We start from the raw sequence: 25,853 nt of genomic DNA, 5'->3' as shown, positions 1-25,853 counted from the left end.
CAACCTACTTTAAGAATTGTTATTTCGGTGAGCTGCTAAAAGTGTTTTTCAATAATCCAGGGTCTATTAGTTTCGCACTAACACTAATTCACTGTAGAGAAATAGATTATTTACTCGTCTTTTTCATAGCTTTTTAATTTATTATATATATATTTAACAGTATTTCTATAAAAAAGCAAGACAAAAATGTGATATGATAATTTAGAAAGCGTTTTACTTATAGACATAAAAGAAAATATTATTACTTTAGAGGATTAAAATGTTAGGTTTTTCTGTTTATCTCGGACATGATTTAACGGCCGAGAATTATAATTATTTATTGATGATGCGCAACAGTGGTTTTATGTGCGTATTTACGCAACTTGGAGTTTCTGATACAGAGAATGACATTGTATTAAAGCGATTAGCTAATTTGGTTAATTGGTGTCAAAAATTAGATTTAAAAATTGTGGCAGATGTATCAGAGGAAGTTCTACATAAGTTAAATATTAACGGCGTGGATCAGATTAAAAGCTTAAATTTAACCGGTTTACGGGTAGATGATGGATTTGCTATGGAAACTATTGCCAAATTATCTAAGGAAATGCCAATTGTACTGAATGCCAGCACGATTACGCAAGATGATATTGATAATTTGAAATACGGCAATGCTAATTTTGATAATTTAACGGCGGGTCATAATTTTTATCCACGTCCAGAAACTGGGCTTGATGCCCACTGGATGCAAGAAAAGAATAAATGGCTCCATAGCTATAATTTGAAAACAGCTGCCTTTATTTCAGGAAATGGCAAGTTGCGCGGACCAATTTTTGCAGGGTTACCTACACTTGAAAAACAAAGAAATGAAAATCCACTTGCAGCAATCTTAGAATTACAAAAACTGGATTGTGATGATATTTTTGTGGGTGATCCGCAATTAACTAAGGATACAATTGAATCGATTACCAATTATCAAAAAGAAAAAGCTATTACATTGCACCTAGATACTGAAATTCCAGAATTATTTGAAAATGATTGGCATAATCGGCCTGATGTGGCAAGGGATGTAGTACGATTAAAGGAAAGCAGGGAAAAGCAATTGCTTTCAACAGAACCACAAGACAACATTTATGCTCGGCCTAAGGGCAGCGTGACGGTCGATAATGATTTGTATCAGCGGTATAAGGGTGAAATCGAAATAACTAAGTGTGATTTGCCACGGAATGAAAAAGTTAACGTGCTAGCTCAGGTAAAAGATTATGATTTGCCATTGCTTGATTATATTGGCTCTAATACGCGGGTAATTTTTAGAAAAGCAAATGCAAATAGTATTTAGCGAAGAAGTATTTCTCAGGAAATACTCCTTTTTTTGTACAAAAAAGAGATGAATCAAAGATTCATCTCACAGTAAATATTATCGGGAAAACAGGATTCGAACCTGCGACCCCCTGGTCCCAAACCAGGTGCTCTACCAAACTGAGCCATTTCCCGTTTTTAAGTGCGCCCTGAAGGATTTGAACCTTCAACCTTCTGATTCGTAGTCAGACACTCTATCCAGTTGCGCTAAGGGCGCGTCTATCAACTCAATTAGTATAACATAAATATAAGCGATGTCCAATAATTTTTTGCAAGAAAAAAGCCTAGTTACTGTCTACCCTCCAGTAACTAGACCTATACTATTCTATCGAAAAAATGCCAATAAAACTATCTTATTACAAAATAATTAACAAAAAATAATCAAAATGCAACTATTTTGTACTAAAAATGTTTAATTATCTATCACCATCAAAAATATTGTCTTTAACGATGACGTAATCAACAAGCTTGATGGAGTTTAAATCCCGACCACCTGCATATGAAATTGATGATTGTAAATCTTCTTTCATTTCGCGCAAAGTATCTTTGATTGATCCGCGATAGGGCACGAGCATTTGTTTACCTTCTACATTCTTGTAGGCACCTTTTTGCACTGCAGAAGCTGAACCCCAATATTGCTTATAAGTTTTACCGTTAATTTTGATAACATTGCCAGGAGATTCTTCATGACCTGCAAAAAGTGAACCGATCATCACCATGGTTGCACCAAAGCGAACGGATTTAGCGATATCACCGTTATGACGAATGCCACCGTCAGCGATCATCGGCTTGGATGCTGCTTTACTGCACATGCGTAAAGCGGCTAGTTGCCAGCCACCAGTCCCAAAACCAGTCTTTAATTTAGTAATACATGCCCGGCCCGGACCAACACCAACTTTGGTTGCATCAGCGCCGGCATTTTCTAATTCTCGCACAGCCTCTGGTGTAGCAATATTACCAGCGGTAAGGAATGATTCTGGTAATTTTTGCTTAATGTATTTGATCATTTTAATCACATAAATTGAATGACCATGTGCAACATCAATAGTGATATATTCAGGCTTTAAATTTTGTTCAACTAATTCATCGATGAATTTGTATTCACTATCTTTGATGCCGACGGAGATTGATGCAAATAAGCCTTTTTCATGCATCATTTTAATAAATAGAATCCGTTTTTCTGGCTGAAAACGATGCATTACATAATAATAACCATTTTCAGCAAGCCAAATTGCTAGGTCATCATTAATGACGCTCTCCATGTTAGCTGGCACAACTGGTATTTTAAATGTTCGGCTTCCGAACTTAACGCTAGTATCGGCGTCACGGCGACTCTTAATGATACCTTTGTTTGGAACAAGTTGGATATTATCGTAATCAAAGGCTTCCATACAGAAATAATTGCTCACTTTTTAAGTTCTCCTTGCTAAGTTATCGTATAAACCGTCAATTACTATATTGAAAATAAATTGTTTTGTCAATATAAAAATCGAACTATTAAATAAATTAAAAATAAAATAATTCGGAATTTGCATTGACTAACGATTAACAAATTGCTAGACTAGCATACGTAATATTTAAGAGATTTTTATGAGGTGAATTTTAAATGACAGCAGTTGCAGTCGTAGGGAGCCAATGGGGCGATGAAGGAAAAGGTAAGATTACTGATTTTTTGAGCAAGGATGCTACTATGGCAGTCCGCTCAAATGGTGGTAACAACGCAGGTCACACTATCGATATCGATGGTAAAGAATTTAAGATGCGTTTGATTCCATCAGGTATTTTTGCTGCTTCCAAGGGTGCCGTAATTGGTAATGGGGTAGTAATTAACCCAGAAGTGATGTTCGGCGAACTTGATAACCTTGAAAAGAACGGTATTGATACTAGCAAATTAAGAATTTCTAACCGTGCTCATATCATCATGCCTTATGACGTTAAGCAAGATGAATATCAAGAAGAAGCTAAGGGTGATAGAAAGATCGGTACTACCAAGAACGGTATTGGACCAACTTACATGGACAAGGCTTCAAGAATTGGTATTCGTGTTTGTGATTTACTTGAAAAAGATACCTTTGAAGAAAAATTACGTCTTAACTTAAAAGTGAAAAACGAATTATTTACTAAGGTTTATGGTAAGCCTGCTCTTAAGTTTGAAGATATTTTTGACAAGTACTATGAATATGGTCAAAAGATGAAGAAATATGTTACTGATACTTCTGTATTAGTTAACGATGCACTTGATAACGGTGAAAAGGTGCTCTTCGAAGGTGCTCAAGGTACTATGCTTGATATTGATGAAGGTACTTACCCATACGTAACTTCATCTAACACTATTTCCGGGGGAATTTGTTCAGGTATCGGTATGGGTGCCAACCGCTTGAATACAGTGATTGGTGTCTGCAAGGCTTACACTACTCGTGTTGGTGAAGGCCCATTCCCAACTGAATTGCTTGATGAAGTTGGTGACCGCATTCGTGATACCGCACATGAATATGGTACTGTTACTGGTCGTCCACGTCGTGTTGGTTGGTTTGATTCGGTAGCACTTCGTCATGCTAAGCGTGTATCAGGTATTAACGGCTTAAGCCTTAACTTGCTTGATGTCTTCTCAGGCTTTGACAAGATCAAGATTTGTACTGCTTATGAACTTGATGGCAAAAAGATTGACTACTACCCAGCAAGTTTGAAAGAATTATATAGATGTAAACCTGTTTATGAAGAGCTTCCAGCATGGGAAGAGGACATTACTGCTGCTAAGAAGTGGGATGACCTTCCAGAAAATGCACAAAAATTCTTGAACCGTGTTTCTGAATTGGTAGACGTTCCATTGGTAACAGTTTCAGTTGGTCCTGATCGTGAACAGACTATTGTTTTGAAGAATCCATGGGAAATGTAAAATATGCTTGAACGTTATACTCGCCCAGAGATGGGAAAAATTTGGACGGATGAAAATAAATATGCAGCTTGGCTTGAAGTAGAGATCGCTGCCACTAAGGCATGGGCTGAACAAGGCGAAGTGCCTGAAGCTGATGCAGAAAAGATTGCAAAGAAGGCCTCCTTTACTGCAGAACGTGTAGCAGAGCTTGAAGCTGTAACGCATCATGATGTGGTAGCCTTTACCCGAACTGTTTCTGAAAGCTTAGGTCCTGAGAAGAAGTGGGTCCACTTTGGTTTGACTTCAACTGATGTAGTTGATACTGCACAGGGACTTTTGCTTAAGCAAGCCGATGAGATTATTCGTAAAGATCTGCATGAATTAAAAGAAACGATTGCAGAAAAGGCTAAGAAGTACAAGTACACTGTCGAAATGGGACGTACCCACGGTGTACAAGCTGAGCCAACTACTTTTGGTTTGAAGCTTGCTCGTTGGTATGCTGAAATTAACCGTGATATTGACCGTTTTGAACATGCAGCAAAAGGCGTAGAGTCTGGTAAAATCTCTGGTGCCGTAGGTACTTTTGCTAACGTGCCACCTGAGATTGAAACTAGCGTAATGAAGCAGCTTGGCTTAACTCAACAGCCAATCACTAGTCAGGTTTTACCACGTGACTTACATGCAGAATATATTGCAATGCTTGCTTTGATTGCTACTAGTATTGAAAACTGGGCTACTGAAATTCGCGGTTTGCAACGCAGCGAAATCCATGAAGTTGAAGAAAACTTCCGTGCGGGTCAAAAGGGCTCTTCTGCAATGCCCCACAAGCGCAATCCAATTGGCTCAGAGAATCTTTGCGGTATGGCCCGGGTAATGCGTGGTCATATTGTAACGGCATATGAAGACGTTGCATTGTGGCATGAGCGTGATATTTCGCACTCTAGTGCAGAACGTGTAATTTTACCTGATACGACTATTGGGATTGACTACATGCTGCACCGTTTCAACCGAATTTTAACTAATTTGGATGTTTTCCCTGAAACGATGCTTAAGAACATGGACCGTACTTACGGTTTAATTTACTCACAACGAGTTTTGCTTAAGTTAATTGATGAAGCAGGACTATCTCGTGAAAAAGCCTACGATACGGTACAAAAATTAACTGCTAAGTCATGGAATGAACAAAAGCAATTTAAGCCTCTAGTAGAAAATAGTGAAATTATGAATTATCTTTCTAAGGAAGATGTTGATGATGCATTTGATTATCATTACCATTTGCGTCATGTTGATGACATCTTTAAAAAACTTGGTTTAGATGATTAATTAAAAGCGTTTGGCATCAGCCAAGCGCTTTTTTGGTACAATGAGAACAATAATGAGAGGAAGAGACTATGAAAAAATTTGTTTCATTCATAATTAGATTAATTGTTTTGCTCGCAGGAATTGCATTAGCGGGATTTATGGTTTGGCAGTTCTTTACTAATGCTTCAATGCTAGACGTCGATATTCAAACGCAGGGCCCCGTAATTATCGTAATCTTTAGCTTAGTTGCGCTAATTACTTTGGGAGCCAGCGTAAGCTTTTTTACTGATAAAAATATGGGCTCGACCATCTTTTTAGGAGCATTATTAACAGTAATTGCTTTGATTTTATGGTTGAAAAACCAGGATCTGGCAGATATTTACCGTTGGTACTTCATTTACGGCTTGCTTGTAGCTGTACTTTGCCCATTTTTTAGAAAAGACACTAAATAATAAAAAATCTTCATTTCAGAAAAAATTTTGCCACTTTTTTGCGTACTTATATATAGAAGGGTAAAAACTCAAATTTTAACGAAATGAGGATTTTTTTATGTTAGAAAATGGTATGTCACCAGCAATGATAGATCACTTAGCTGCAGGCATTTTGAAGAAATATAATGATAGGTTGCTTGATGAAGTACAAAGAATACTGCCTGAACTTGATATTCAAGAAGCTACTTCACTTGATGATCCTAATAGAAATGTTTTAGAGGAAAAAGCAATTGTACATGTGATTGCACGAGATAAAAAGCGCAACAAATATGGATTGATCATTCAAGTAGGATCACAAGAACCAGGAGAAAATATTTTAGAGGTAGCCAATAGCTATCAAGAAGAGATAGTTTTGGGTGGGTTAGGCTGTCCAGAGGAGGAATTCAAAGTGGCATATGTAGTCTTTCTTTGCCACACGGATCCTTTTGGTAAAGGGAAGCCTCGCTATGAATATTATGGTGGTAAGTATAATAAAGAAACTCATCAAACTTTCTCGGCGCCGAATGTGATTTTTCTTAATCTGAGTAGTAAAAAATAAAAAAGGAAATCGGATTATCTGATTCCTCTTTTGCTTAGAGATTAATCTATTGTTAGTAGCTTCTGTTCCTTAATCAGATAGTTTGATTGACAAAATTCAGTTAAGAACTTCCGATTATGAGAAGCAATAATACATGTAAAGTGCGAGTCTTTTAGCATTTTAGCCAGAGCTATTACGCTTTCTGGATCTAAATAATTAGTAGGTTCGTCAATTAGCAGAATAGTTTCGTGGTCAAGGTACAATTGTTTAAGTAGAGCTAGCTTAGCAAATTCTCCACCGCTTAAATTTTTTATTTTAGTAGATAAATCAACAAACATATCCATTTTGACTAATAAACGCTTAATATCGATTTTACCTAAAATTGTTTCTGTAAAAAAAGTCAGCTACTGTTTCATAGCTTTGTTGTTTGTTTAAATTTAAACCAATATAAGTTGCTTGAGGTAGTAGATGCTGATGATTAAAGTAATTCTTTAAGTATTTGAGTAAGGTAGTTTTGCCTGAACCATTCGATCCAATTAATCCTAGCGATTGTCCTGTACATAAAGTTAATGCAGTATTATTTAAAATTGTTTCATGTCTAGGGCTAAGTAATTCATCTATCTTAATAGAAAAAGTAGTCGATTTTTTGTACCAGTTTTTGAATTCAGGTAATTGAATATGGTGCTGATATACATGTCTTTTTCTAGGGAGATTACGCAATTCTCTTTCTGCACGCTTGACGCGACTGTTTAATCCTTTTTGAACATGATCATGACTGCGCGAGGTAAAACGTCTAGTACTATCTTTCTGAGACTTAAAGTGATTATAATTGTTGCTCTTTTGTTGTAGAGCAACGATTTTATCATTGAAATTGATCACAGACTGGTTATTAATCTGATGTTGTTCTAAGTATTGACTATAGTTTCCAGGGAAATAAATCACTTTATTGGGCTGAAGGATAATAGTCTTTTGACATAAACGATTAATAAAATCTAAATCATGACTAGCAACTAATAATGCACCATTATAGTTTTTTAGTAAATAAAGTAAGTTTTCAATGTTGTTTTCATCCAAGTATACAGTTGGCTCATCTAATAGTAATAATGATCCAGGTAGCCAAATTGTATTTTCGATTAAAGTGAGTCGCTTCTCTCCAGCACTTTTAGGATCATTAATTGTATCAGTATAATCAATTTGGGGTATATAGTTAATCTCACCATGATGAATTATACGACCATGATCCGGTTGAATTTTATTACGAATTAAATTTAACAGTGTTGATTTACCAATGCCGTTTGGTCCTATTAAAGCAATACGTTCACCTACAGCAATGGAAAAGCTTAAATCAGTGAATAAATTTCTATTTGGATAAGAAAAATCAACATGATTAATACTTAATATTGTTTTATTTAGTTGTGGTTGTGACATAATAACCTGCTTTTTTATGAAAAGTCAGGACTTGTCATCCTGACTAACGACAGTTTGACAAGTTATTTTTAATAATCCTAACCATAATCCCACCCAATCTAAATGAAGTTACCTTAATTAAAAAAAGATTAAAAAATAAAGCAAATAAAAAATGGCAGTTTAACTTGAACTGCCATTTTAAATTAGAAGTTAAATGCTGCAGCAATGATTGTCATTACTGCGAAAAATCCGGTAACCGTAATTTGAATTCTCTTGGTAATAACTAAATATGCGATGAATTCTCGCACAAAGGCATTCAAGGTAAAGTACCATTTGGTTTTAGCTCCGTAGCCAATACATTGCAATCCTTGTCGTTTTGCCAAAACTAGAGCACGGTAAACGTGGTAAGAATTAGTGACGATGCAGAACTTGCTATTTGGTTTCATTAAGGCATGTGAAAAGCGCAGATTTTCATTAGTAGTTCTAGATTTGTTCTCAATGATGATGTCTTCTTTGGGGATGCCCAAGTTGATTGCGTATTCGGCCATAGCCTCTGCTTCTGGGATATCTTCGCCTGGACCTTGGCCACCAGACATGATTAATTTTGAACCAGGATTCTTTTGATAGATTTCTATTCCCCGGGTAATTCTTGCGGCTAAAAGTGGCGTTACCGTTTTACCCATAATTCCTGCACCAAGTACAACGACGTAATCAAGATGAGGAACATGCCAGTTGATTAAATTGATCCAGGCGGTTAACGTGTACATCATCATAATAGTTATTAAGTAGATGATAACAAGTAACAAAAATGCATAGGATAAACAAGCCATGAATCGTGACTGAATTTGCCTAATTGTGGGTAGAAGAACAAAAAGAAAATAATGACAATTCCCATGGCTAGTGACAAATAATTTGTCCAACGATTGCCTTCTTTACGAATAATTTTTATGCCATCATATAAAAACATAATAATCAGAGTAAAAGCAAAAACGGTGACTCCTAAAGCGACCGCTGCTAAGCCAAATACAAAAAGCGGCAAAATCCAATCTTTATAATGGGGATCAAGGTCTGCAATGTTAACTAGTACAGTTGCCGCAAAAAGTGCAAGACTGAAAAGTGTTAAGACAGACATAAAACCGGATTTAAGCGACCGTCGCTCATGCGTCAATATCCAAATAAAATATCCTAAAAATACTATAAATATTAAAAATGTAATTAAAATCGGATAGGACATATTTTTAATCAATTATACAGGTGAAATGAAGTAAGGTGAATAAAAATCATGGGTGCTTATTTTGCAATTTTTAATTTTTTGAAAACTTCTGGTGTTTTTTAAAAAATTAGAATATAATCATGGATAATTAGATTAAAATTAAAAGTAGGTGAGATCGTGAACGACCACATGGATGAGAATGATTTAAGCAATGGTTAAAGCGGCGTAAAGTTGACAAAGTACTGGCTTATCTTGAGCTATTTTATGTAATTCTTTTATTGCTAAGTTTGCTCTATGATTTTTCAATGTTCATGCACCTGCTTTTAGTTCAAGGCATCGTAATTTCATTATATTTAGTAGTTGGTTGGATCTTTGATCGAGGAGATCCAATTATTCGTATGAGAAAGCGTGATACGCTGTGGGAGACCATTACAAGTATTAGGCTCACTAAGTTGTTTTTCTTGCGCTTATTTGAAGGCCTAATTTTCTTCATCGCGCTGGGCATTGCCATTAGATTTTATCGTCAACTCTGGAATATTCTTTTTGAAATGCCATTTAAATTTAAACTTAGTGACACAGCCATGAACATTATGTTATATGGGGATTTTGCATATGTTCTGATCATGGTTGGATTAGCTATCGGTATTTTAGCGGCTAATAAGAGATTCATTAGGGTAGCCAGTGTTATCACTATATTTTTAGCAATTGTTTTATTATTGGCAAAATCTCCATTGTTGATTACTAATATATTAGGGATGTTAGTTAGCTTAATCGGAATATGGTTTTCCTACCGAGCTAAGCTCTAAAGAAGGGGAAAATAGTAATGATGGATCCAAATTCTAAAACTTTTACACGCTTATTTAAAGATAAAAAACGTATCAGATATGTACTTTACGCTGAACTGATTTATGCTCTTTTACTTTTGACTACAGTAGTTTTCGCTATTCAAATTTTCTGGCGTTTAATGATTATTCAGTTCGTGTTAATTTTGGCTTTCTTTGTAATTAGCTGGGCATATAATTGGCATGACAAGAAGACTGGTAAGGTCGTAGCCGTTAAAAAAGATCGTTCTTTCTTCCTGAAAACATTTATGGAAGAGACGCCCGTTCAAAAGCAAAAAGCTATTTTTCGCACAATTAGCTTAATCACTGTCATTCTTTCTTTTGCAATTGCGGCTTTTTCTTGTTACGAAATTTTTGTAGATATTGCAGGTAAACCTCAAGTAGGACAATTGGCAATCATTGAAAATATATTGATGAGTGCGGATACATTCTACGTTTTTACCACAGCTGGAATTATGTTTGGTCTGCTTTTTGGTAAAAAACGTCTAACAAGAAATTCAAGCGTAGCTACAATGTTTGTTTCATTGATCCTTTTAGCCTTCCATCCAGTTCTTTGGTGGGTGTATATAATCGGCTTGGTAATTGGTGCGGTTGGTTATACTTTGTATCATTTAAATCAACTTTAGAAGTGGTCGCCTTTGGGCGGCTATTTTTTGTGCAAAAACCAATTTTCCTGCTAGTTTCTTTTTGCTATGATAGAAGGTGCTAGTTTAGAATTGGGGAAAAGAAGAATGGTTACACAAAAAACACGCCGTTTATGGGCGTTTTTAGCTGCAATGGCAGCTGTCATGTGGGGCATTTCAGGCTTATTTGCTAAAGGTCTGTTTAATATTAGTCCCAAAATTACGCCAATGTGGTTAACACAAGTAAGATTAATTATTTCAGGAATAGTGCTGCTGCTTGCATCTAGCGGATTAAAGCATACACCGATTAAAACTTTGAAAAATAAGCACAATGCTTTAGTAATCCTATCTTACGGAATATTTGGATTATTGCCCGTGCAATTATTCTATTTTATGTGTATCAAAGTTGCTAATGCATCAATTGCAACAATTTTACAATTTATCGGTCCATTTTTTGTTTTGGGCTACCTGACTATCACGCACAAACAAGTTATGCGTAGATTGGATATCATTGCCGCAATTTGTGCTTTCTTGGGTGTTTTTCTTTTGTCAACGCATGGTCAGTTTGATCATTTGGCAATTACACCAGCGGCTCTTTTTTGGGGCTTGCTTTCAGCCGTAGGTGAAGCAGCTTATACTTTAATTCCTGTTAATATTGTTAAAAAAGAATCCAGTATGGTAGTGACTGGTTGGGGGATGCTATTTGCCGGACTTAGCCTAGTAATTATTCAGCCACAATTTCAAGCAATTCCTAATAAATCTGAGGTTTGGCTATATACAGCAGCGGTTGTAATAATTGGTACCATCATTCCATTCCAAATTATGGCTAATGCCTTGCGCTATGTTGTCCCTTCAACTGCTAGTCTGCTTGATGCATTCGAACCATTTTCTGCAACGATTGGCTCTGTACTTGTCTTTGGGTTAATTATGATGCCAATGGATTGGGTAGGAGCAGTCCTTGTCGTAGTAGCTGCCATGGCCCTTAATATCATCCCTAAAAAGCGTAGCAATAAGATTGGACAAAATAAGTTAAGTAAATAATTATTACTCAATTACAAAATTTTACTAGCTTTGTCACATTGCTTAATTCGATAGTAGTCTTTTTAACATCTCTTTGTAATATTTCTTGGGTAATATATAAACCGTTGAGTGATTAAACGAATCATTTGACCTAAGAAATAATATTAAGGAGAAATACATTGGAATTTAAACGTAGTTTAGTTAAGTTAGTTGCAGTTTTATCATTATTCTTTACAGGTGTATCTTTTATCAATGTGCCTAATTTGAATCAATCACAAACTGTACAAGCAGCAAGCAAAAAGGAAAAGCGTAACGCAGTTGCTAAACTTGCTAAGAAGCAAGTAGGTAAGCCATATGCTTACGGCGCAACTGGCCCTTCCGCATTTGACTGCTCAGGCTTAGCTCAATACGTTTATAAAAAAGCTGCCAATAAGACCTTGCCTAGAACTACATATAGTCAGGTAAACAAGGGTAAGCGCGTATCCTTAAACCATCTTAAAAAAGGTGACTTATTATTCTGGGGTTCAACTTCATCTCCTTACCACGTAGGTATTTATGTTGGTGATGGTAAGTATGTTCATGCCGCAACGCCAGGTCAAGGTGTTAAAAAGCAAGCTATTGGCATGTAATTTTACCCATCAGCTGCTAAGCGTGTTTTATAATTATTAAGAATAGAAATTAAAAAGCTCAATCTGCAAAATATGATATGAACCCCGAAATTCGGACAAGAATTTCGAGGTTTTTGTTATGTCCAAATTATCTAAACAAGACAAAATTGATATTTACAATAGCTGGAAAAATTATGGTAAATCAGTTGAGCAATTAGGTAGAGAATACAATGTTACTTCTGGTAATTTAAGATATGTATTAAGCTTAATGGAGCGTTATGGAGTAAAAGTTCTAGATAAGCCATACGAAAATTATGCAACAGAGTTCAAAGAAAAAGCCATTAAAAGAGTCCTTTTTGCTCATGAATCAGCCCGCCGAGTATCATTAGAGCTAGGTTTATCCAATGGTGGACAAATTCATAATTGGATTCGCAAATATAAAGAAGATGGGTATAATGTCATTAATCACAAGAAAGGCAGACCTACCCATGAAGAACAAAGACAAGCAGATAGAGGAGCTTCAAAGGCAGATAAAAGACCTAAAACAGAAGAACTTAAGACTTACTGTCGAAAACGAGTTTGTAAAAAAATTGAACGCCTTAGTCTCCCAAAGAACCAAAAACCAACAGCACAAGAAATAGCTACTACGGTTACTCAGCTAAGGCAGGAACTTCACGTAACCGTTAAGTTTGTGCTTGATACGATCAATGCCAATCCTGATCTGCCACATCTGTCGCGCAGTAATTATTACTACACTTTGACTAAAGATGACAAAAATTTAAAAAACGAAAAAGTTATGAAGCGGATTAAAGAAATATTCGAAGAGCACAGACACCGGTATGGTTACCGCAGAATTACTGCTCAATTGCATCGAGAAGGTATGAGAGTGAATCATAAGCGCGTCAAGCGATTAATGGTCAAAATGCATTTATATGCCATTACCATCAGACGTAGATTTAAATATTCAAGCTATAAAGGAACCATCGGGAAGATCAAGCCTAATTTAATTAAGCGCAATTTTGGGGCTATTATACCTGATAGACATTGGTATTCAGATATTACTGAGTTTCATCTTAATGGAGAAAAGTTATATTTGTCTCCTGTTATGGACGGTTGTACGCAAGAAATTGTAGCTTATACATTAAATCGTCATCCAGTATTAAAACAAGTTATGGATATGCTGGATTTAGCTTATAAGAAACATCCAGCTCTTAATGGCCTAATTTTTCATACTGATCAAGGCTGGCAATATCAGCACGCTGCATTCCAAGCTTGGCTTAAAAATCATGGTGTTTCTCAATCTATGTCACGCAAAGGCAATTCTTCTAAGTGTATAATTTTTTGCGGTAAGTTGAATAATTAATTAAAAAAGCTCAAATCCTTTGAAATTGGACTTGAGCTAAAACAAAAAGACCAGTAGTCTGATGTTAACGAAAAAAACACATTAGAAGCTGGTCTTTTATGGAATCTATTATAGCTGATATCGTAAAAATTATTAAGTCTGAAAATAATGTTATTGCCCGTGAAAAGGCATTAATGTGCTATTTCTTTGATCTGATTAGAGAATTGATGACAGCAGCACTAGAAGAAGTTGATGCTGGTCTAGTTGAAGAGACTAAAAAGCAAGGCTATCAGATCGAGAAGAAAAATAAGCGTTCAGTTGTGACTGCCTTTGGTGAAATCAGCTATTGGCGCAGAAGATATGCTTGTCCTGGCAAAAAGGCTAAATATCCACTGGATAAGCTGATGGGCTATGACAAATATAAGCGTTACAGTGTTTTGGCAGTGAAGGATATTTTGCAGGTTAGCGCCGTGGCAACTTACCGCAATACTGCTTTAGCTGTTAATACTCTCTCCTGTTTCAATATTAGCCATAGTCAAGTTGGCAAGCTGATTGTGCAAGCAAGCAAACAGATTAAAGCACAGCAGCAGTCTGAGGAAAGATACGATGGTATTGCTCAAAAGAAAAAGGTGCCAGTGCTTTATCTTGAAGGCGATGGCGTTGTGATTAAAGGCACCAAGAAGCGACTGGAATTTCATCGCTATCAAGTCTGCGAGGATATTATTAATTTAAGCAAGACACGCAGAAAGAGAGTACAGGCCAAAGAGTTTGTTTCTTTAAGCCGCTTGGATGCTTTGCAAGAAATTAAAGCTTATTTAGCCAATACCTATGACTTAAGCGATACTTTAATCATCAGTAATGCCGATGGCGGTGCTGGCTATGCCAAGAAAGACTTTGATGAAATAGTTGGCTATTGCCGGCAGCACGAACACTTCTTGGATGTCTTTCACTTGAACAAAAAGATTAAAGATCGTCTAAGCTTCATGCCGGCCATGCAAGGCAAATTGATCAGTGCAGTTGAGTTTAAATATGACCGTCACTTGACTGACGTGATTTTAGACACGATTGAAAGCAATCTGATTGATGAGCTGAATACGCCAGAAAATCATGAGAATTTAAGGCGCCTGCGCAGCTATCTTCATCGTCGCTGGGTGGATATTAAGCCATTCAAAATGCGTCATTTGTCAGTAATTAAGGCAATTGGCTGCTGTGAGAGCAATCACCGCAAGTATACTTATCGCGTCAAAGGGCAAGGAAAATACTGGTCAGAAGATGGTGCCGAAGGAATTCTGCGTGTGCTGACTTGCATTAAAAACAAAGAGCTGGAATACTGGCTTAGCAGTGAATTTGCAGGTGGGCAGCTCGATATTGGTGATCAGGAAGAATTGAAAGGTGCAGTTCGTGCCAGCCTAAGAAAGACGCATGAAGCTCATCTGGGCATTCATCACGGCGCCATTGAAAGCTTAACAGCAGGACATAGCTATTTAAACGATTTTAGCAGAAAAATAAATCAAATAAATATTTAAGAAATTAAGGTCAGACTAATGGCTAATAGCCTACCGCAAAAATATTGACACTTACGCAATTCTTTAGATGATGGCTTAATGGAAGTTTTTTTGGTATTCTTAAGCGTGAGATGTTCTATGGCTTTGAAAAAACATTCAAAACCATGGATGAATTAGAGCAAGCAATCAAAGAATACATTCATTACTACAATCATGATAGAATCAAAACGGTACTAAAAAACCATACTCCGATAGAATATCGAAATATGGTCTTAAATAAAGCAGTCCAATAATATGTCCAAAATTTGGGGTTCATATCAATACAGGTTGAGCTTTATTTTTTATCTATTTTATTATTCAGCTACTTTTTCAGAAGCATTTACACGGTCGTTATGACGCTTGATGATTAACTTAACAATCGCATTAGCTACGTTAGTATTCTTCAAAAGTGGACCATGTGAATATGAACCGATGAAGTTACGGTAACGCAAGCCTTCTACATGATCTTGTGGGTTATTCCCGTATCCTTCAATCATGTCGCCGAGTGAATGCAATTTATCTTTGTCATCAAAGTAGGTTTGACCGGAGTGATTTTCAAAGGCTTTAACTTCGCCCCATTCAGTCATATAACGCGTATCACCAATCATACGCTTGTCTGATTTAAAGACAGTGTGCAATGGCAAAATACCTAAACCAGGAATTGTTATACCAGAATTTGTTTTGTAATAATTACCCATTAATTGGTAACCACCACAGATGCAAAGCATTGGATTATCGCCGTTGATATATTCCTTCAATGTGTCTTTGTGACGTGGCAAGTCTTTAGCAACTACTGTTTGTTCAAAGTCTTGACCACCGCCGAAGAATACAAAGTCGTAATCAAAAGCGTTGAATTCATCACCAAGTGAAATATTATCAACTTGAGTGTCGTAGCCTTCACGCTTTAATAAAAAGCTGAGGATCTTGACGTCACCGGAATCACCGTAAGTATTCATCAAATCTTCGTAAAGATACGCAATTTTAATTAATTTATCGCTCATTTTATCGTCCCTTATTTGCTTAGAAATTTATGCTCTTAGTATAGCTTAATAGCTAGAGTGGAGCAAAGGATTAATATTTTGTTATCAAACTCGATGAGGCAAGAATGATGTCAATAATGTATACAGTGTTTTCTTCAATAAAGTAAATAATAGCGTATTTCTTAAAATTAACTCGTCGATATTTTCCTGAAGGAGTTTTTACATATCTTTCTGGAAAATATCTTAGAGATTGCATAGTTTGTTCTAGACCTGTGACATAATCTTGAGCTGTCTGTGATGATTGAGATAATTGTAAAATCGCATTATATATTTCTTTAAGAGCCATGATTACATTAGGTGTTAATCTAATTGTGTATTCTTGCATGGCTTTTAGATCCCTAATTCTTTATTGAGTTGAGCAAAAGCTTTGTTAATTTCAACATTTTTACCATTTTTTGCATCTTGAGCATGTTTAGCTAGTCTTGCCTCAAGCTCTTCCTTAGTCATTTTGTTCATATTCATCCAATCTGGAGTAACGTCACTTAATTTGTCTTCCCAACTAGATTTGACGACATCATATTGAGCAGTGGCTTCTGCGATCATCATTGCCGTATCATGGTCATTTTTATTTTTTCTTGGCTTTGACGATAGGTCAAAAGGAATGCTATCGGTTAATGCAATTTGCCGTAAATAAATATCAATTGCGACTGACATGGGCATCCCTAGTTTGTTTAATACTTTTTCTGCATTTTGTTTTGTTTCTTTGTTAACACGGATGTTAATTGCTGCTTTTTCAGTCATAATTTAGCCTCTTTATGTAAAATATGTAGTTATTTTGTAGTTTACTACTAAATATTATCATAAAATAGCACATAAATAAGCAACTAGTTTCCAAAACTAGTTGCTTATTTTAATAATTGTTCATGAATTAAGTTTTTTCACAAATATATAGATTAATGTAGTTGCTGCAACACTAGAGACAGCTATAATCCATTCGGTAGTGGTGATTGAGTTGTGTGCCAGCAGCTTGTAACCGATGAAGCCGATCTGATAAATGAGATTACAGAAGTAGACTACATAAAAAATAGTTTTAAGTGTAATTTTCATTGTTATTCTACCTTATCTTCTGCAGCCCAGTGATTAATTGGTCCCCACTTAGAACCAACATTGATAGAGTGAGAGATAGCTTCATAGGTAAAGTCCTTACCAATTTTAACTGCATCAATAATTGATTTACCTTTAGCAAGCTCTGCTGCAATGACTGCAGATAAAGTATCACCGGTACCGTTTACGCGGTCAGTCTTAAAGTGTGGTTTGGTAAATTCATGGAAATTTCCATCTTCAGTAAGTAAGATATCGGTAACTTCAGCTTGATCAGCGTCGTGTCTGCCCTTCATCAAGACGTTCTTAGCACCCATCTCTTGCAATTTTTTAGCACCGGCGTGAATTTCTACCTTATTCTCCAATTTCATCCCGGTTAGCTTTTGTTGTTCATAAAAGTTAGGAGTGATCACGTCAGCTAATGGTAAGAGTCGATCTAAGAAGGTTTGGTAAGCATCGTCATCAAGCAAAGTTGCGCCATGCTTGGTGATAATTACCGGATCAAGCACAATTTTACCCATGTCATATTTTTCAAGATTATCGGCTACACAGTCGATAATTTCTTTATTTGCAAGCATTCCCGTCTTGGCAGCACTAATTTTGAAGTCATCATTTAATACGTCGAACTGCTTTTGAATGAAGTCAACCGGCATAATCTGTTGCGCAAAAATTCCGGTTGTATTGCCGGCTACAGCAGCGGTCATTAAGCCCATTCCGTAAACGCCACGGTCATAAAATGCGTGCAAATCGGCGGGCATACCGGCACTACCATCGCTATCATTTCCTGCAATGGTTACTGCGATTTTTGGATCTTTTATCATTTCATACACCTCTTAGTCTTAATGTTAAGAAAATTATAACGTAGTTACAAAAAGAACTGCTAGAATCTGCATACAAAAAACAGTAAACTTTTAAGAAAGCGCTTTTGTAGGAAAGAGATTTAAAATGGCTGAGCAATATATTTTATCAATTGATGAGGGAACCACTTCAACTAGAGCTATTCTGTTTGATCATAATGGAAAGGAAGCAGCTTCTGCTCAAAAAGAAATACCCCAATATTTTCCAGAACCAGGTTGGGTAGAACATGATGCTCATCAAATTTGGATGGCGGTACAAACGACGATTGCTAACGCGTTTATCAATTCAGGTATTTGGCCTAGTCAAATTGCAGCAATTGGTATTACTAATCAACGTGAAACGACGGTTGTTTGGGATAAAGATACAGGTAACCCTATTTATCATGCAATTGTTTGGCAGTCACGTCAGACGACTAAATTAGCCGAAAAGCTTAAAAAAGAAAGCTATAGCGAAAAAAACAGGCAAAAAACAGGCTTAATTATTGACCCATATTTTAGTGCAACTAAGATTCGCTGGATTTTGGACCATGTTCCTGGTGCTCAAGAAAAGGCAGAACAGGGCAAGCTTTTATTCGGCACCATTGATAGCTGGTTAGTATGGAAATTAACTAATGGGCAAAAACATGTGACAGATTATACTAATGCCGCAAGGACTATGCTTTTTAATATTCACACGCTTGAGTGGGATGATGATATTTTAAAGTTATTAAACATCCCTAAGCAGATGCTGCCAGAAGTACATTCTAATTCAGAAATTTATGGTGAAACTGCAGACTGCATGTTCTTTGGCGGTACTGTGCCAATTGCAGGAATGGCTGGTGACCAACAAGCCGCTTTATTTGGGCAACTGGCTTTAAAGCCAGGCATGGTAAAGAATACTTATGGTACCGGTGCCTTTATTGTGATGAATACTGGTGAAAAGCCGACGGATTCCAACAATAATTTGCTTACTACCATTGGTTATGGCATTAATGGCAAAATCGCCTATGCCTTAGAAGGATCAATTTTCGTAGCAGGTAGCGCAATTCAATGGCTGCGTGATTCAATGAAGCTGATTAAACATGCACCAGATTCTGAGCAAGCAGCTTATGAATCAACTTCAGAAAATGAGGTCTATGTTGTACCAGCATTTACAGGGCTGAGTGCACCTTATTGGGATGCGGAAGCACGCGGATCAATTTTTGGTGTTACACGTGGAACAACAGATAAAGATATTATTAAAGCTACTTTGCAATCTTTGGCTTATCAAACTCGGAATGTAGTTGATACTATGCAAAAAGATTCTGGTATTAAGATCCCAGATTTGCGAGTTGATGGTGGTGCAAGCAACAATAACTATTTGATGCAGTTCCAGGCAGATATTTTAAATATCACGATCGAACGGACTAAGATTTTAGAGACTACTAGTCTGGGTGCCGCATTTTTAGCTGGCCTTGCCGTTGGTTATTGGAAAAATACGGATGAATTAAAGCATATTTTCAAAATCGGACAAGCTTTTGAGCCTAAAATGTCTGATGCAGAAAGAGATAAACTATATTCCGGCTGGCAGCGTGCAATCAAGGCAACGCAAGTTTTTGCACATGATTAGTGATGTATAATAAAATGTAATATATTAATACTTTAACAAGGAAAGGTAAGAAAAATGGAGCACGACAGAATACTTGCTTTAGATGGACCGCGTAATTTTAGAGATATCGGTGGTTATAAGAATGATAAAGGACAACACGTAAAGTGGAATAAAATATATCGTTCTGATTCGCTTAGCTCTTTATCTGATGAAGATGAGCAAAAGTTAGCCGATCGTAGAATCACAGTTGATATCGATTTGCGTTCAAAGTATGAGCAAAATGCGGCACCTGATAGGCGATGGCCTAACGTGCGGTATGTTGATGCCCACATTTATTCAGAAAATCGCAAGGAAAACAAGGGTGATAACAAGCTCTATCGTTTCATTCATCATATTCCTGACATGGGTGATAACTACTTAGGTGAGATTTACCAACAAGTTTTGCTTAATACCCACAGCCAGCATATGTTTGCCAAGATTTTTGCGGAACTTATTGAACTTCCAGAAGAGGATGCCTTGGTTTATCACTGCAGTGCGGGAAAAGACAGAACCGGTATGACATCAGCTTTGATTTTGACTGCTCTTGGCGTCGATGATGATACGATTGCGCAAGATTATTTATTGACGAATGAACTGTATAATTTTGCATTAGCCAAGCAATACCCTGATGATAATCAGATTGCCAAGATGGTTTCTAAAATGAACCTGACCAAAGGAGAAGGCCCAGCAATTCGCGGAATTACCGAAACAATCCGTGCAGGTTGGGGCGATTTTGATGGTTTCTTCAAAAAAGAACTTCATTTTAGCCAAAGTGATCTAGATAGATTTAGAAAGATGTATTTAGAATAGGAAATATATGACAACATTATCTGATGTAGCTAAAGAAGCAAATGTTTCAAAAATGACAGTATCTCGGGTGATTAATCATCCTGAGCAAGTGACGCCAGAGTTGCGAGTAATAGTTGAAAAGGTGATGAAAGATTTAAATTACCATCCTAATTCAATTGCCCAAGCTTTAGTTAATAATCGTACTAATGTAGTCAAATTTATTACTTTAGAAGATATTGATACAACCGAGCCTTATTACATGAACTTGCTTTTCGGCTTTGCTCGAGGCTTGAATACTAAGCAATATGCCATGCAGTTAGTAACTGATCCCACCCAAATTAAAAAAGGTCATGCTGATGGTTATTTGATTACGGGTGCGCGGAATAAAGACTATGATATGTTCGATAAGCTGGATAAGCCGTTCGTATTATTCGGTGAAAATCACCGCGGATATGATTTTATTGATACAGATAATCAAACTGCTGAGAAAATTGCTACACAATATGCATTAGATCGCTTATACAAACGCATTATTTTTATTGGAATTGATATTAAAGAGCCGTTTGAATATTCACGTGAAGCTGGTTACATCAATACTTTGCAGCAGCATCAACTAATTCCGCAGATATATCGTGTTCCTAATCATAGTCATAAGGCACAAGAAATAATTCATGAGCATTTTAAGGAATTTAAGAAAGACACGTGCTTTATTTGTGCGAGTGACCGAATTGCGGTGGGCGTAGTCAGACAATTGCAAGATGAGGGAGCTAGAATTCCAGAAGATTTTGGCGTCATTGGCTTTGATGGGGTATTCTTGGACCAAGTTTCTAATCCTAAGTTAACAACAATTAAGCAGCCTATTTTTAAGATGGGTGAAATGTTAGCAAGCATGCTGTTACAAAAAATTGCTCAATCTGGTTCTCCTCAAGGAGAAGTTATGTTTAAGCCAGAGCTAATTAGACGTGAAACTACTAGATAATAGATGCGCATTGATTTTCAAATCAATGCGTTTTTTCATTTTAAAATCTTTTTACTATTTAAATGAAAGCGCTATACTTGAAATGAGACGTAAGTTATAGATACATGAATTACAAATAGAGGTCATAAATTTATGAAAAAAGTTTTAGCGATTAATTCAGGTAGTTCTTCTTTTAAATATAAGCTCTTTTCTTTTCCTAGCGAGCAAGTGATTGCAAAAGGTGGAGCAGAGCGTGTAGGGATGCCAAATTCAATTTTTAAAATAAAATTGGCTAACGGTAACGAATATATCAAAAACATGTCGATCCCTACGCAAAAAGATGCAGTAAAGCTATTGATTGAGTGCTTAAAGAAATATCAAGTTGTAGAAAATTTAAGTGAGATTAAAGGGGTAGGTCACCGAATCGTTAACGGCGGTGAAGTCTTTTCTAGTTCTGTAGTTATTGATAATCACAATCTTCATAAACTTGAACGAATTGCTCAATTTGCACCGTTGCATAATGGCCCTGAGACAGAAGGCGTTAAAGCCTTTATGAGTATTCTCCCTAATGTCCCACAGGTTGCGGTTTTTGATACTGCATATCATCACACTCTTGACGCTGTTCATTATTTATATTCTATTCCGTATAAATACTATAAAGATTACGCAGTGCGTAAATACGGTGCACATGGCACTTCTGTACGCTACGTTGCACCTCGTGCAGCCGAGATGATGCATAAAAACATTAACATTGCCCGTTTAATTGTTTGTCACTTAGGATCAGGTTCATTGATAAACTTTGGGACTGATTAAGCAAGGATACCCCCCATTTTAATGCGGGGAGGAATTGCACTTTCAGTCCCTTTTTCTTTCTATTTATAATTCACTATTTAGGTTATGATATAATATTTAATGAATACAGCTAAGGGGGGTGAAATTATTTGGATCAATCAGTTGTTATTAAAGCTCAATTACTCAATATTGATGATGAAACAGCCCAAGCTTTTTCAAATACCATGTGCAAATATCGTGATGCCTGCAACTTTATCTCGCAGTATATTTTTGAACATGCTTTTGAATTAAAACAGTCCAAGTTAAACAAAGCTCTGTATCATGATTTGCGTGATAAGTTTGAACTTAAGAGTCAAATGGCACAGTCAGCCATTAAAATTGTTATAGCTCGCTATAAGACAGTTAAGACCCAGCTCTTTCAACATCCTTTTCGTTACGATACTGGCAAGAAAGATGGCAAAGGTCGTGGTATTTGGGCACAGATCTATCGTGATTTAACTTGGCTTTGGCAACCGATTAATTTCAAACGCCCTCAGCTTGATTTACAGCGTGGTCGAGATTGGTCTTACCTATCTACTACTAACCAGCTATCATTAAATACCTTGAATGGCAGAAGGAAAGTAGATTTTGTGTGCAAAGGCTTTGACCAGTATCTTGATCAGACTAAATGGAAGTTTGGTTCACTTAAAATGCTTCAATTAAGAGGTAAATGGTATATTCACCTTAGCGCTACCACGGCTATACCGGAGTTTGAAGCTGAACAGGCAGTGCATGTCGTGGGGATTGATCGCGGCTTGCGGTTTTTAGCCGCTTGCTATGATGAAAAGGGCAAATCAATCCTTTTTAGTGGTCAAAAGATATTGCGCAAAAGGCGCAAATATAAGAAGCTAAGAGCGGAGTTACAAGCTAAAGGAACTAAATCTGCTAAGCGTAGATTAAAGAAGATTGGTCAACGAGAGAACCGTTGGATGAGCGATGTCAATCATCGTTTAACTAAGACACTCATTGACCATTATGGCTCTAACACGATCTATGCCTTGGAAGATTTAACTGACGTACGTTTTGCCACGGAAAAGTCGCCAAAGGATCAGCGCTATGAAATAGTGTCATGGGCTTTTTACCAATTTGAGCAATTCTTGACTTATAAAGCTAATTTGAACTCTTCTGCAGTAGTAAAAGTGCCAGCTAAGTATACCAGTCAGCGCTGTCCTAAATGTGGACGTATCCACAAAGATAACCGAGATCATGAACTGCATCTCTATACTTGCGATAAATGTGGCTACAAGTCCAATGATGATCGTTTAGCAGCCATGAATATCCAATTTTTAGGCACGCTTTACCGCAGTGGTGAAGAAGCACCTCAATTTAACAAACAAGCATCTGTCGAGTAGTACTTGATGGATAAACGGGCATCGTCAACTGCCCGATGATGTAGTCTCTTTAGGTGGGAGTCGCAAGACGCTATTACCACAATTCTGAAAAGAATGAGAACTACAAACCCCGGAATTTATTCCGGGGTAGTTGATCAGATATGCGTGATTTGATTGAAAGCGATGAGCCAAGAGCCAAATTAGCTCGCCGCATTTATATTAATTGTGTAGTTCGCTATGTTGGTGCTTATGCTGCAGAAATGGATGGGGTAGACGGTATTGTCTTTACGGCCGGTATCGGTGAACATGATCCCGGCATTCGTGCAGGAGTAATGTCTTCTTTGAAATATCTAGGCTTAAAGGCTGACTTTGAAGCTAACAGAACTGATGGTGAAAAATTTATTTCAAAGCCAAATTCTAAGGTTAAAGCATTGATCGTGCCAACTAATGAAGAAGTAATGATTGCCCGTGAAGTTATTAAACTTACGAGATAATAGAAAAATAATTATTAAAAGAAAGGGCGTATCGTAAGATGCGCTTTTTTTGATACCGGTAACATCCTTCTACATATTGAAACCGGTTTCTTGCATCGACTAAACTATGCATGGAGGAAAAAATTATGGCACATTGGTATGATCACGCAATTATTTATCAAATTTATCCTAAGTCTTTTCAAGATAGCAATGATGACGGTATTGGCGACCTAAATGGTATTCGCGAAAGAATTCCATACTTGCAAAATTTAGGGGTTAATGCCGTTTGGCTTAATCCTATTTTTGTTTCACCTCAGGTAGACAACGGTTATGATGTCTCAAACTATTTTGCCATTGATCCACATATGGGAACAATGGAAGACATGGAGAATTTAATCAAAGAACTTCATGAAGCTGGGATTCATATTATTATGGATTTCGTCTTAAATCACACTTCAGATCAGCATCCATGGTTCCAAGATGCAATTAAGAATCCTGATAGTCTGTATCGTGATTATTATATTTTTGCAGGTCATGATGGCAAACGCCCTAACAATTGGGGCAGCTTCTTTGGTGGCAGCGTTTGGGAGCCAGATCCAGCAGGAACCGGCCAATCTTATTTTCATTTATTTGATAAGCGCATGCCTGATCTTAATTGGAAAAATTCTGAAGTACGCCATGCCATGCTTGAAGTAGCCGAATTTTGGCTAAAAAAGGGAATTGATGGTCTGCGGCTTGATGCATTTATTCACATTAGCAAAGCTGATTTGAGACAAAATTATCCTAATAAAAATGGCAATGATAAACCTGTTATCGCGGAACCATTTTTTGCTAATTTGCCACAAGTTCAGGAATGGATGCGACCATTTTGCGAAAAGATAAAACAGGATTATCCAGATGCATTGTTATTAGGTGAAGCTGCAAGTGCTAGCGTAAATTTGGCTGTTGATTACACTAATAAGCGTAATCATTTGATGGATAGCGTTATTACTTTTCGTTACTTTACTGATGATGAATCAAAAGTAGACAAACGTTATCCTGAACAATATCAACCAAAGGAACTTGATTTTACAGCCTTTAAGCAAAACCAAGTTGTTTGGCAGCAGACTTTAGCAGGCGTTTCGCAGCCAACGCTTTATTGGAATAATCATGACATGGCTAGACTTGCTACCAGAGTAGCTAAGACTCTAACGCAGGCTAAGAGCTTGGCAATGTTAATGTACTTACAGCGCGGGATTCCGATCATTTATTACGGTGAAGAATTAGGCTTAAAGAACTTGCACTTTACTAGTGTCGATCAATTTGAAGATCAAACGGTTGCACCATGGATTAAGAAAGCAGAACAAGCAGGTATCAGTAGAGAAGACGCGATGACAATGGTTAGTGAAACGCATAAATTGCCAGCCCGTGGTCTAATGCCATGGAATGACACTAAAAATTATGGCTTCACTGAAGGAACTCCATGGATTAACGGAAAGATCGAAAATCACGTTTCAGTTGCTAGTGAAATGACTTCAGATAGCAGCATGTTTACTTTTTATAAAAAGATGATTGCCCTTAAAAAAGAAAATTTGTTCCAAAAAGGCGACTATTACATGCTCCCAACTGATAAAAATAGCTATGTTTACCAGCGTGATTTAAACGATGAAAGTGCAATTGTGGCTGTTTCCTTAAGCAATGAGAAGATTACAATAGAAATTCCACAAGGATATACAGAAGAAAAATTAAAAGCAGGAGAATATCAATTAACTAACAGGAAGTTAACCTTGATGCCTTATGCAGGTGTTGTGTTGAAAAAGGAGAATTAA

General features: G+C 36.8%; 24 protein-coding genes, 2 tRNA genes, 4 pseudogenes and 1 other annotated feature (1 of these 31 only partly in view). Of the genes and pseudogenes, 19 read left to right on the top strand and 11 right to left on the bottom strand.

The features are described 5' to 3' along the window. Positions 1-136, bottom strand: a binding site (T-box leader) (it extends 112 nt beyond the left edge of the window). Positions 137-259: 123 nt separating this feature from the next. Beyond that, the gene (locus tag AADV52_RS07990; RefSeq protein WP_014919589.1) at positions 260-1,315 is read left to right on the top strand and encodes a DUF871 domain-containing protein; all 1,056 of its coding nucleotides are present in this window, start codon (positions 260-262) and stop codon (positions 1,313-1,315) included. Between the two features lie 81 nt (positions 1,316-1,396). Here the strand turns inward: AADV52_RS07990 and AADV52_RS07985 are convergent. From AADV52_RS07985 to AADV52_RS07975, 3 genes are all read right to left on the bottom strand, one after another. Beyond that, positions 1,397-1,470, bottom strand: a tRNA-Pro gene (locus AADV52_RS07985). A gap of 8 nt (positions 1,471-1,478) precedes the next feature. Next, a tRNA-Arg gene (locus AADV52_RS07980) sits at positions 1,479-1,552 on the bottom strand. A gap of 199 nt (positions 1,553-1,751) precedes the next feature. Further along, on the bottom strand, positions 1,752-2,744 hold the full coding sequence (locus tag AADV52_RS07975; RefSeq protein WP_041808856.1) for a GMP reductase: 993 nt from the start codon (positions 2,742-2,744) through the stop codon (positions 1,752-1,754). Positions 2,745-2,941: 197 nt separating this feature from the next. Between AADV52_RS07975 and AADV52_RS07970 the strand changes: the two genes are divergently transcribed. The 4 genes from AADV52_RS07970 (at position 2,942) to AADV52_RS07955 (ending at position 6,541) form a co-directional block, all read left to right on the top strand. Next, positions 2,942-4,231: an adenylosuccinate synthase gene (locus AADV52_RS07970; RefSeq protein WP_014919587.1), complete on the top strand. Its 1,290-nt coding sequence runs from the start codon at positions 2,942-2,944 to the stop codon at positions 4,229-4,231. Between the two features lie 3 nt (positions 4,232-4,234). Continuing rightward, positions 4,235-5,533, top strand: a complete 1,299-nt coding sequence (gene purB / locus AADV52_RS07965; RefSeq protein ID WP_014919586.1) for an adenylosuccinate lyase — start codon at positions 4,235-4,237, stop codon at positions 5,531-5,533. 68 nt (positions 5,534-5,601) lie between these two features. Beyond that, on the top strand, positions 5,602-5,964 hold the full coding sequence (locus AADV52_RS07960) for a hypothetical protein (protein WP_014919585.1): 363 nt from the start codon (positions 5,602-5,604) through the stop codon (positions 5,962-5,964). 97 nt (positions 5,965-6,061) lie between these two features. Beyond that, positions 6,062-6,541, top strand: a complete 480-nt coding sequence (locus tag AADV52_RS07955; protein WP_014919584.1) for a hypothetical protein — start codon at positions 6,062-6,064, stop codon at positions 6,539-6,541. Between the two features lie 41 nt (positions 6,542-6,582). Here AADV52_RS07955 and AADV52_RS07950 read toward each other — a convergent pair whose 3' ends face one another. The 3 genes and pseudogenes from AADV52_RS07950 to AADV52_RS07940 all read right to left on the bottom strand — a co-directional run bounded on the left by AADV52_RS07950 (position 6,583) and on the right by AADV52_RS07940 (position 9,161). Then, positions 6,583-6,858 carry an AAA family ATPase gene (locus tag AADV52_RS07950; RefSeq protein WP_041808854.1) on the bottom strand — a complete coding sequence of 92 codons (276 nt, stop codon included), beginning with the start codon at positions 6,856-6,858 and terminating at the stop codon, positions 6,583-6,585. Positions 6,859-6,892: 34 nt separating this feature from the next. Next, the gene (locus AADV52_RS07945; RefSeq protein WP_014919582.1) at positions 6,893-7,948 is read right to left on the bottom strand and encodes an ATP-binding cassette domain-containing protein; all 1,056 of its coding nucleotides are present in this window, start codon (positions 7,946-7,948) and stop codon (positions 6,893-6,895) included. Between the two features lie 182 nt (positions 7,949-8,130). Beyond that, positions 8,131-9,161 (bottom strand): annotated as a pseudogene (locus AADV52_RS07940) (YdcF family protein). A 257-nt stretch (positions 9,162-9,418) separates the two neighbouring features. On the opposite strand from AADV52_RS07940, the gene AADV52_RS07935 reads away from it, so the two are divergent. The 7 genes and pseudogenes from AADV52_RS07935 to AADV52_RS07905 form a co-directional block, all read left to right on the top strand. Further along, entirely contained in the window at positions 9,419-9,946 is a 528-nt protein-coding gene (locus AADV52_RS07935) for a hypothetical protein (RefSeq protein WP_227028440.1), read from the top strand. A gap of 17 nt (positions 9,947-9,963) precedes the next feature. Next, the gene (locus AADV52_RS07930; protein WP_014919580.1) at positions 9,964-10,608 is read left to right on the top strand and encodes a hypothetical protein; all 645 of its coding nucleotides are present in this window, start codon (positions 9,964-9,966) and stop codon (positions 10,606-10,608) included. Between the two features lie 105 nt (positions 10,609-10,713). Beyond that, the gene (locus AADV52_RS07925; protein ID WP_014919579.1) at positions 10,714-11,646 is read left to right on the top strand and encodes an EamA family transporter; all 933 of its coding nucleotides are present in this window, start codon (positions 10,714-10,716) and stop codon (positions 11,644-11,646) included. Between the two features lie 158 nt (positions 11,647-11,804). Then, positions 11,805-12,254: a C40 family peptidase gene (locus tag AADV52_RS07920; protein ID WP_014919578.1), complete on the top strand. Its 450-nt coding sequence runs from the start codon at positions 11,805-11,807 to the stop codon at positions 12,252-12,254. A 118-nt stretch (positions 12,255-12,372) separates the two neighbouring features. Then, positions 12,373-13,596 (top strand): IS3 family transposase, encoded by a 1,224-nt coding sequence (locus tag AADV52_RS07915; RefSeq protein WP_014919577.1) that lies wholly within the window; start codon positions 12,373-12,375, stop codon positions 13,594-13,596. 98 nt (positions 13,597-13,694) lie between these two features. After that, positions 13,695-15,101, top strand: coding sequence for an ISLre2 family transposase (locus AADV52_RS07910; RefSeq protein WP_126096208.1), 1,407 nt, complete (start codon positions 13,695-13,697; stop codon positions 15,099-15,101). Between the two features lie 57 nt (positions 15,102-15,158). Beyond that, positions 15,159-15,373 (top strand): annotated as a pseudogene (locus AADV52_RS07905) (IS3 family transposase); the annotation flags it as partial. A gap of 60 nt (positions 15,374-15,433) precedes the next feature. On the opposite strand, the gene AADV52_RS07900 reads toward AADV52_RS07905, so the two are convergent. From AADV52_RS07900 to thiD, 5 genes are all read right to left on the bottom strand, one after another. Further along, complete coding sequence (locus AADV52_RS07900) at positions 15,434-16,120, bottom strand: type 1 glutamine amidotransferase (protein WP_014919574.1); 687 nt, start codon at positions 16,118-16,120, stop codon at positions 15,434-15,436. Positions 16,121-16,190: 70 nt separating this feature from the next. Continuing rightward, entirely contained in the window at positions 16,191-16,484 is a 294-nt protein-coding gene (locus tag AADV52_RS07895; RefSeq protein WP_014919573.1) for a type II toxin-antitoxin system RelE/ParE family toxin, read from the bottom strand. A gap of 5 nt (positions 16,485-16,489) precedes the next feature. Next, positions 16,490-16,900, bottom strand: coding sequence for a type II toxin-antitoxin system RelB/DinJ family antitoxin (locus AADV52_RS07890; RefSeq protein WP_014919572.1), 411 nt, complete (start codon positions 16,898-16,900; stop codon positions 16,490-16,492). 120 nt (positions 16,901-17,020) lie between these two features. Beyond that, a complete protein-coding gene (locus tag AADV52_RS07885; RefSeq protein ID WP_041808849.1) occupies positions 17,021-17,206 on the bottom strand; it encodes a hypothetical protein in 186 nt (61 codons plus the stop codon). Positions 17,207-17,208: 2 nt separating this feature from the next. Then, positions 17,209-18,021, bottom strand: a complete 813-nt coding sequence (thiD, locus tag AADV52_RS07880) for a bifunctional hydroxymethylpyrimidine kinase/phosphomethylpyrimidine kinase (protein ID WP_014919571.1) — start codon at positions 18,019-18,021, stop codon at positions 17,209-17,211. A gap of 124 nt (positions 18,022-18,145) precedes the next feature. On the opposite strand from thiD, the gene glpK reads away from it, so the two are divergent. The 7 genes and pseudogenes from glpK to AADV52_RS07845 all read left to right on the top strand — a co-directional run bounded on the left by glpK (position 18,146) and on the right by AADV52_RS07845 (position 25,853). Beyond that, positions 18,146-19,645, top strand: a complete 1,500-nt coding sequence (glpK, locus tag AADV52_RS07875) for a glycerol kinase GlpK (protein WP_014919570.1) — start codon at positions 18,146-18,148, stop codon at positions 19,643-19,645. Between the two features lie 54 nt (positions 19,646-19,699). Then, positions 19,700-20,473, top strand: coding sequence for a tyrosine-protein phosphatase (locus AADV52_RS07870; protein ID WP_012212360.1), 774 nt, complete (start codon positions 19,700-19,702; stop codon positions 20,471-20,473). Positions 20,474-20,480: 7 nt separating this feature from the next. After that, positions 20,481-21,431 carry a LacI family DNA-binding transcriptional regulator gene (locus AADV52_RS07865; RefSeq protein ID WP_014919569.1) on the top strand — a complete coding sequence of 317 codons (951 nt, stop codon included), beginning with the start codon at positions 20,481-20,483 and terminating at the stop codon, positions 21,429-21,431. Positions 21,432-21,563: 132 nt separating this feature from the next. Then, positions 21,564-22,205: pseudogene (locus tag AADV52_RS07860) on the top strand (acetate kinase); the annotation flags it as partial. Between the two features lie 146 nt (positions 22,206-22,351). Further along, positions 22,352-23,593 (top strand): RNA-guided endonuclease TnpB family protein, encoded by a 1,242-nt coding sequence (locus tag AADV52_RS07855; protein ID WP_126096207.1) that lies wholly within the window; start codon positions 22,352-22,354, stop codon positions 23,591-23,593. A 134-nt stretch (positions 23,594-23,727) separates the two neighbouring features. Beyond that, positions 23,728-24,066: pseudogene (locus AADV52_RS07850) on the top strand (acetate kinase); the annotation flags it as partial. Positions 24,067-24,191: 125 nt separating this feature from the next. Continuing rightward, a complete protein-coding gene (locus AADV52_RS07845; RefSeq protein WP_014919567.1) occupies positions 24,192-25,853 on the top strand; it encodes an alpha-glucosidase in 1,662 nt (553 codons plus the stop codon).

The organism is Lactobacillus helveticus, from assembly GCF_046109915.1.
Lineage (GTDB): Bacteria > Bacillota > Bacilli > Lactobacillales > Lactobacillaceae > Lactobacillus > Lactobacillus helveticus.
The sequence above is the reverse complement of the archived record's forward strand: the minus strand, read 5'-3'. Positions and strand labels throughout refer to the sequence as shown.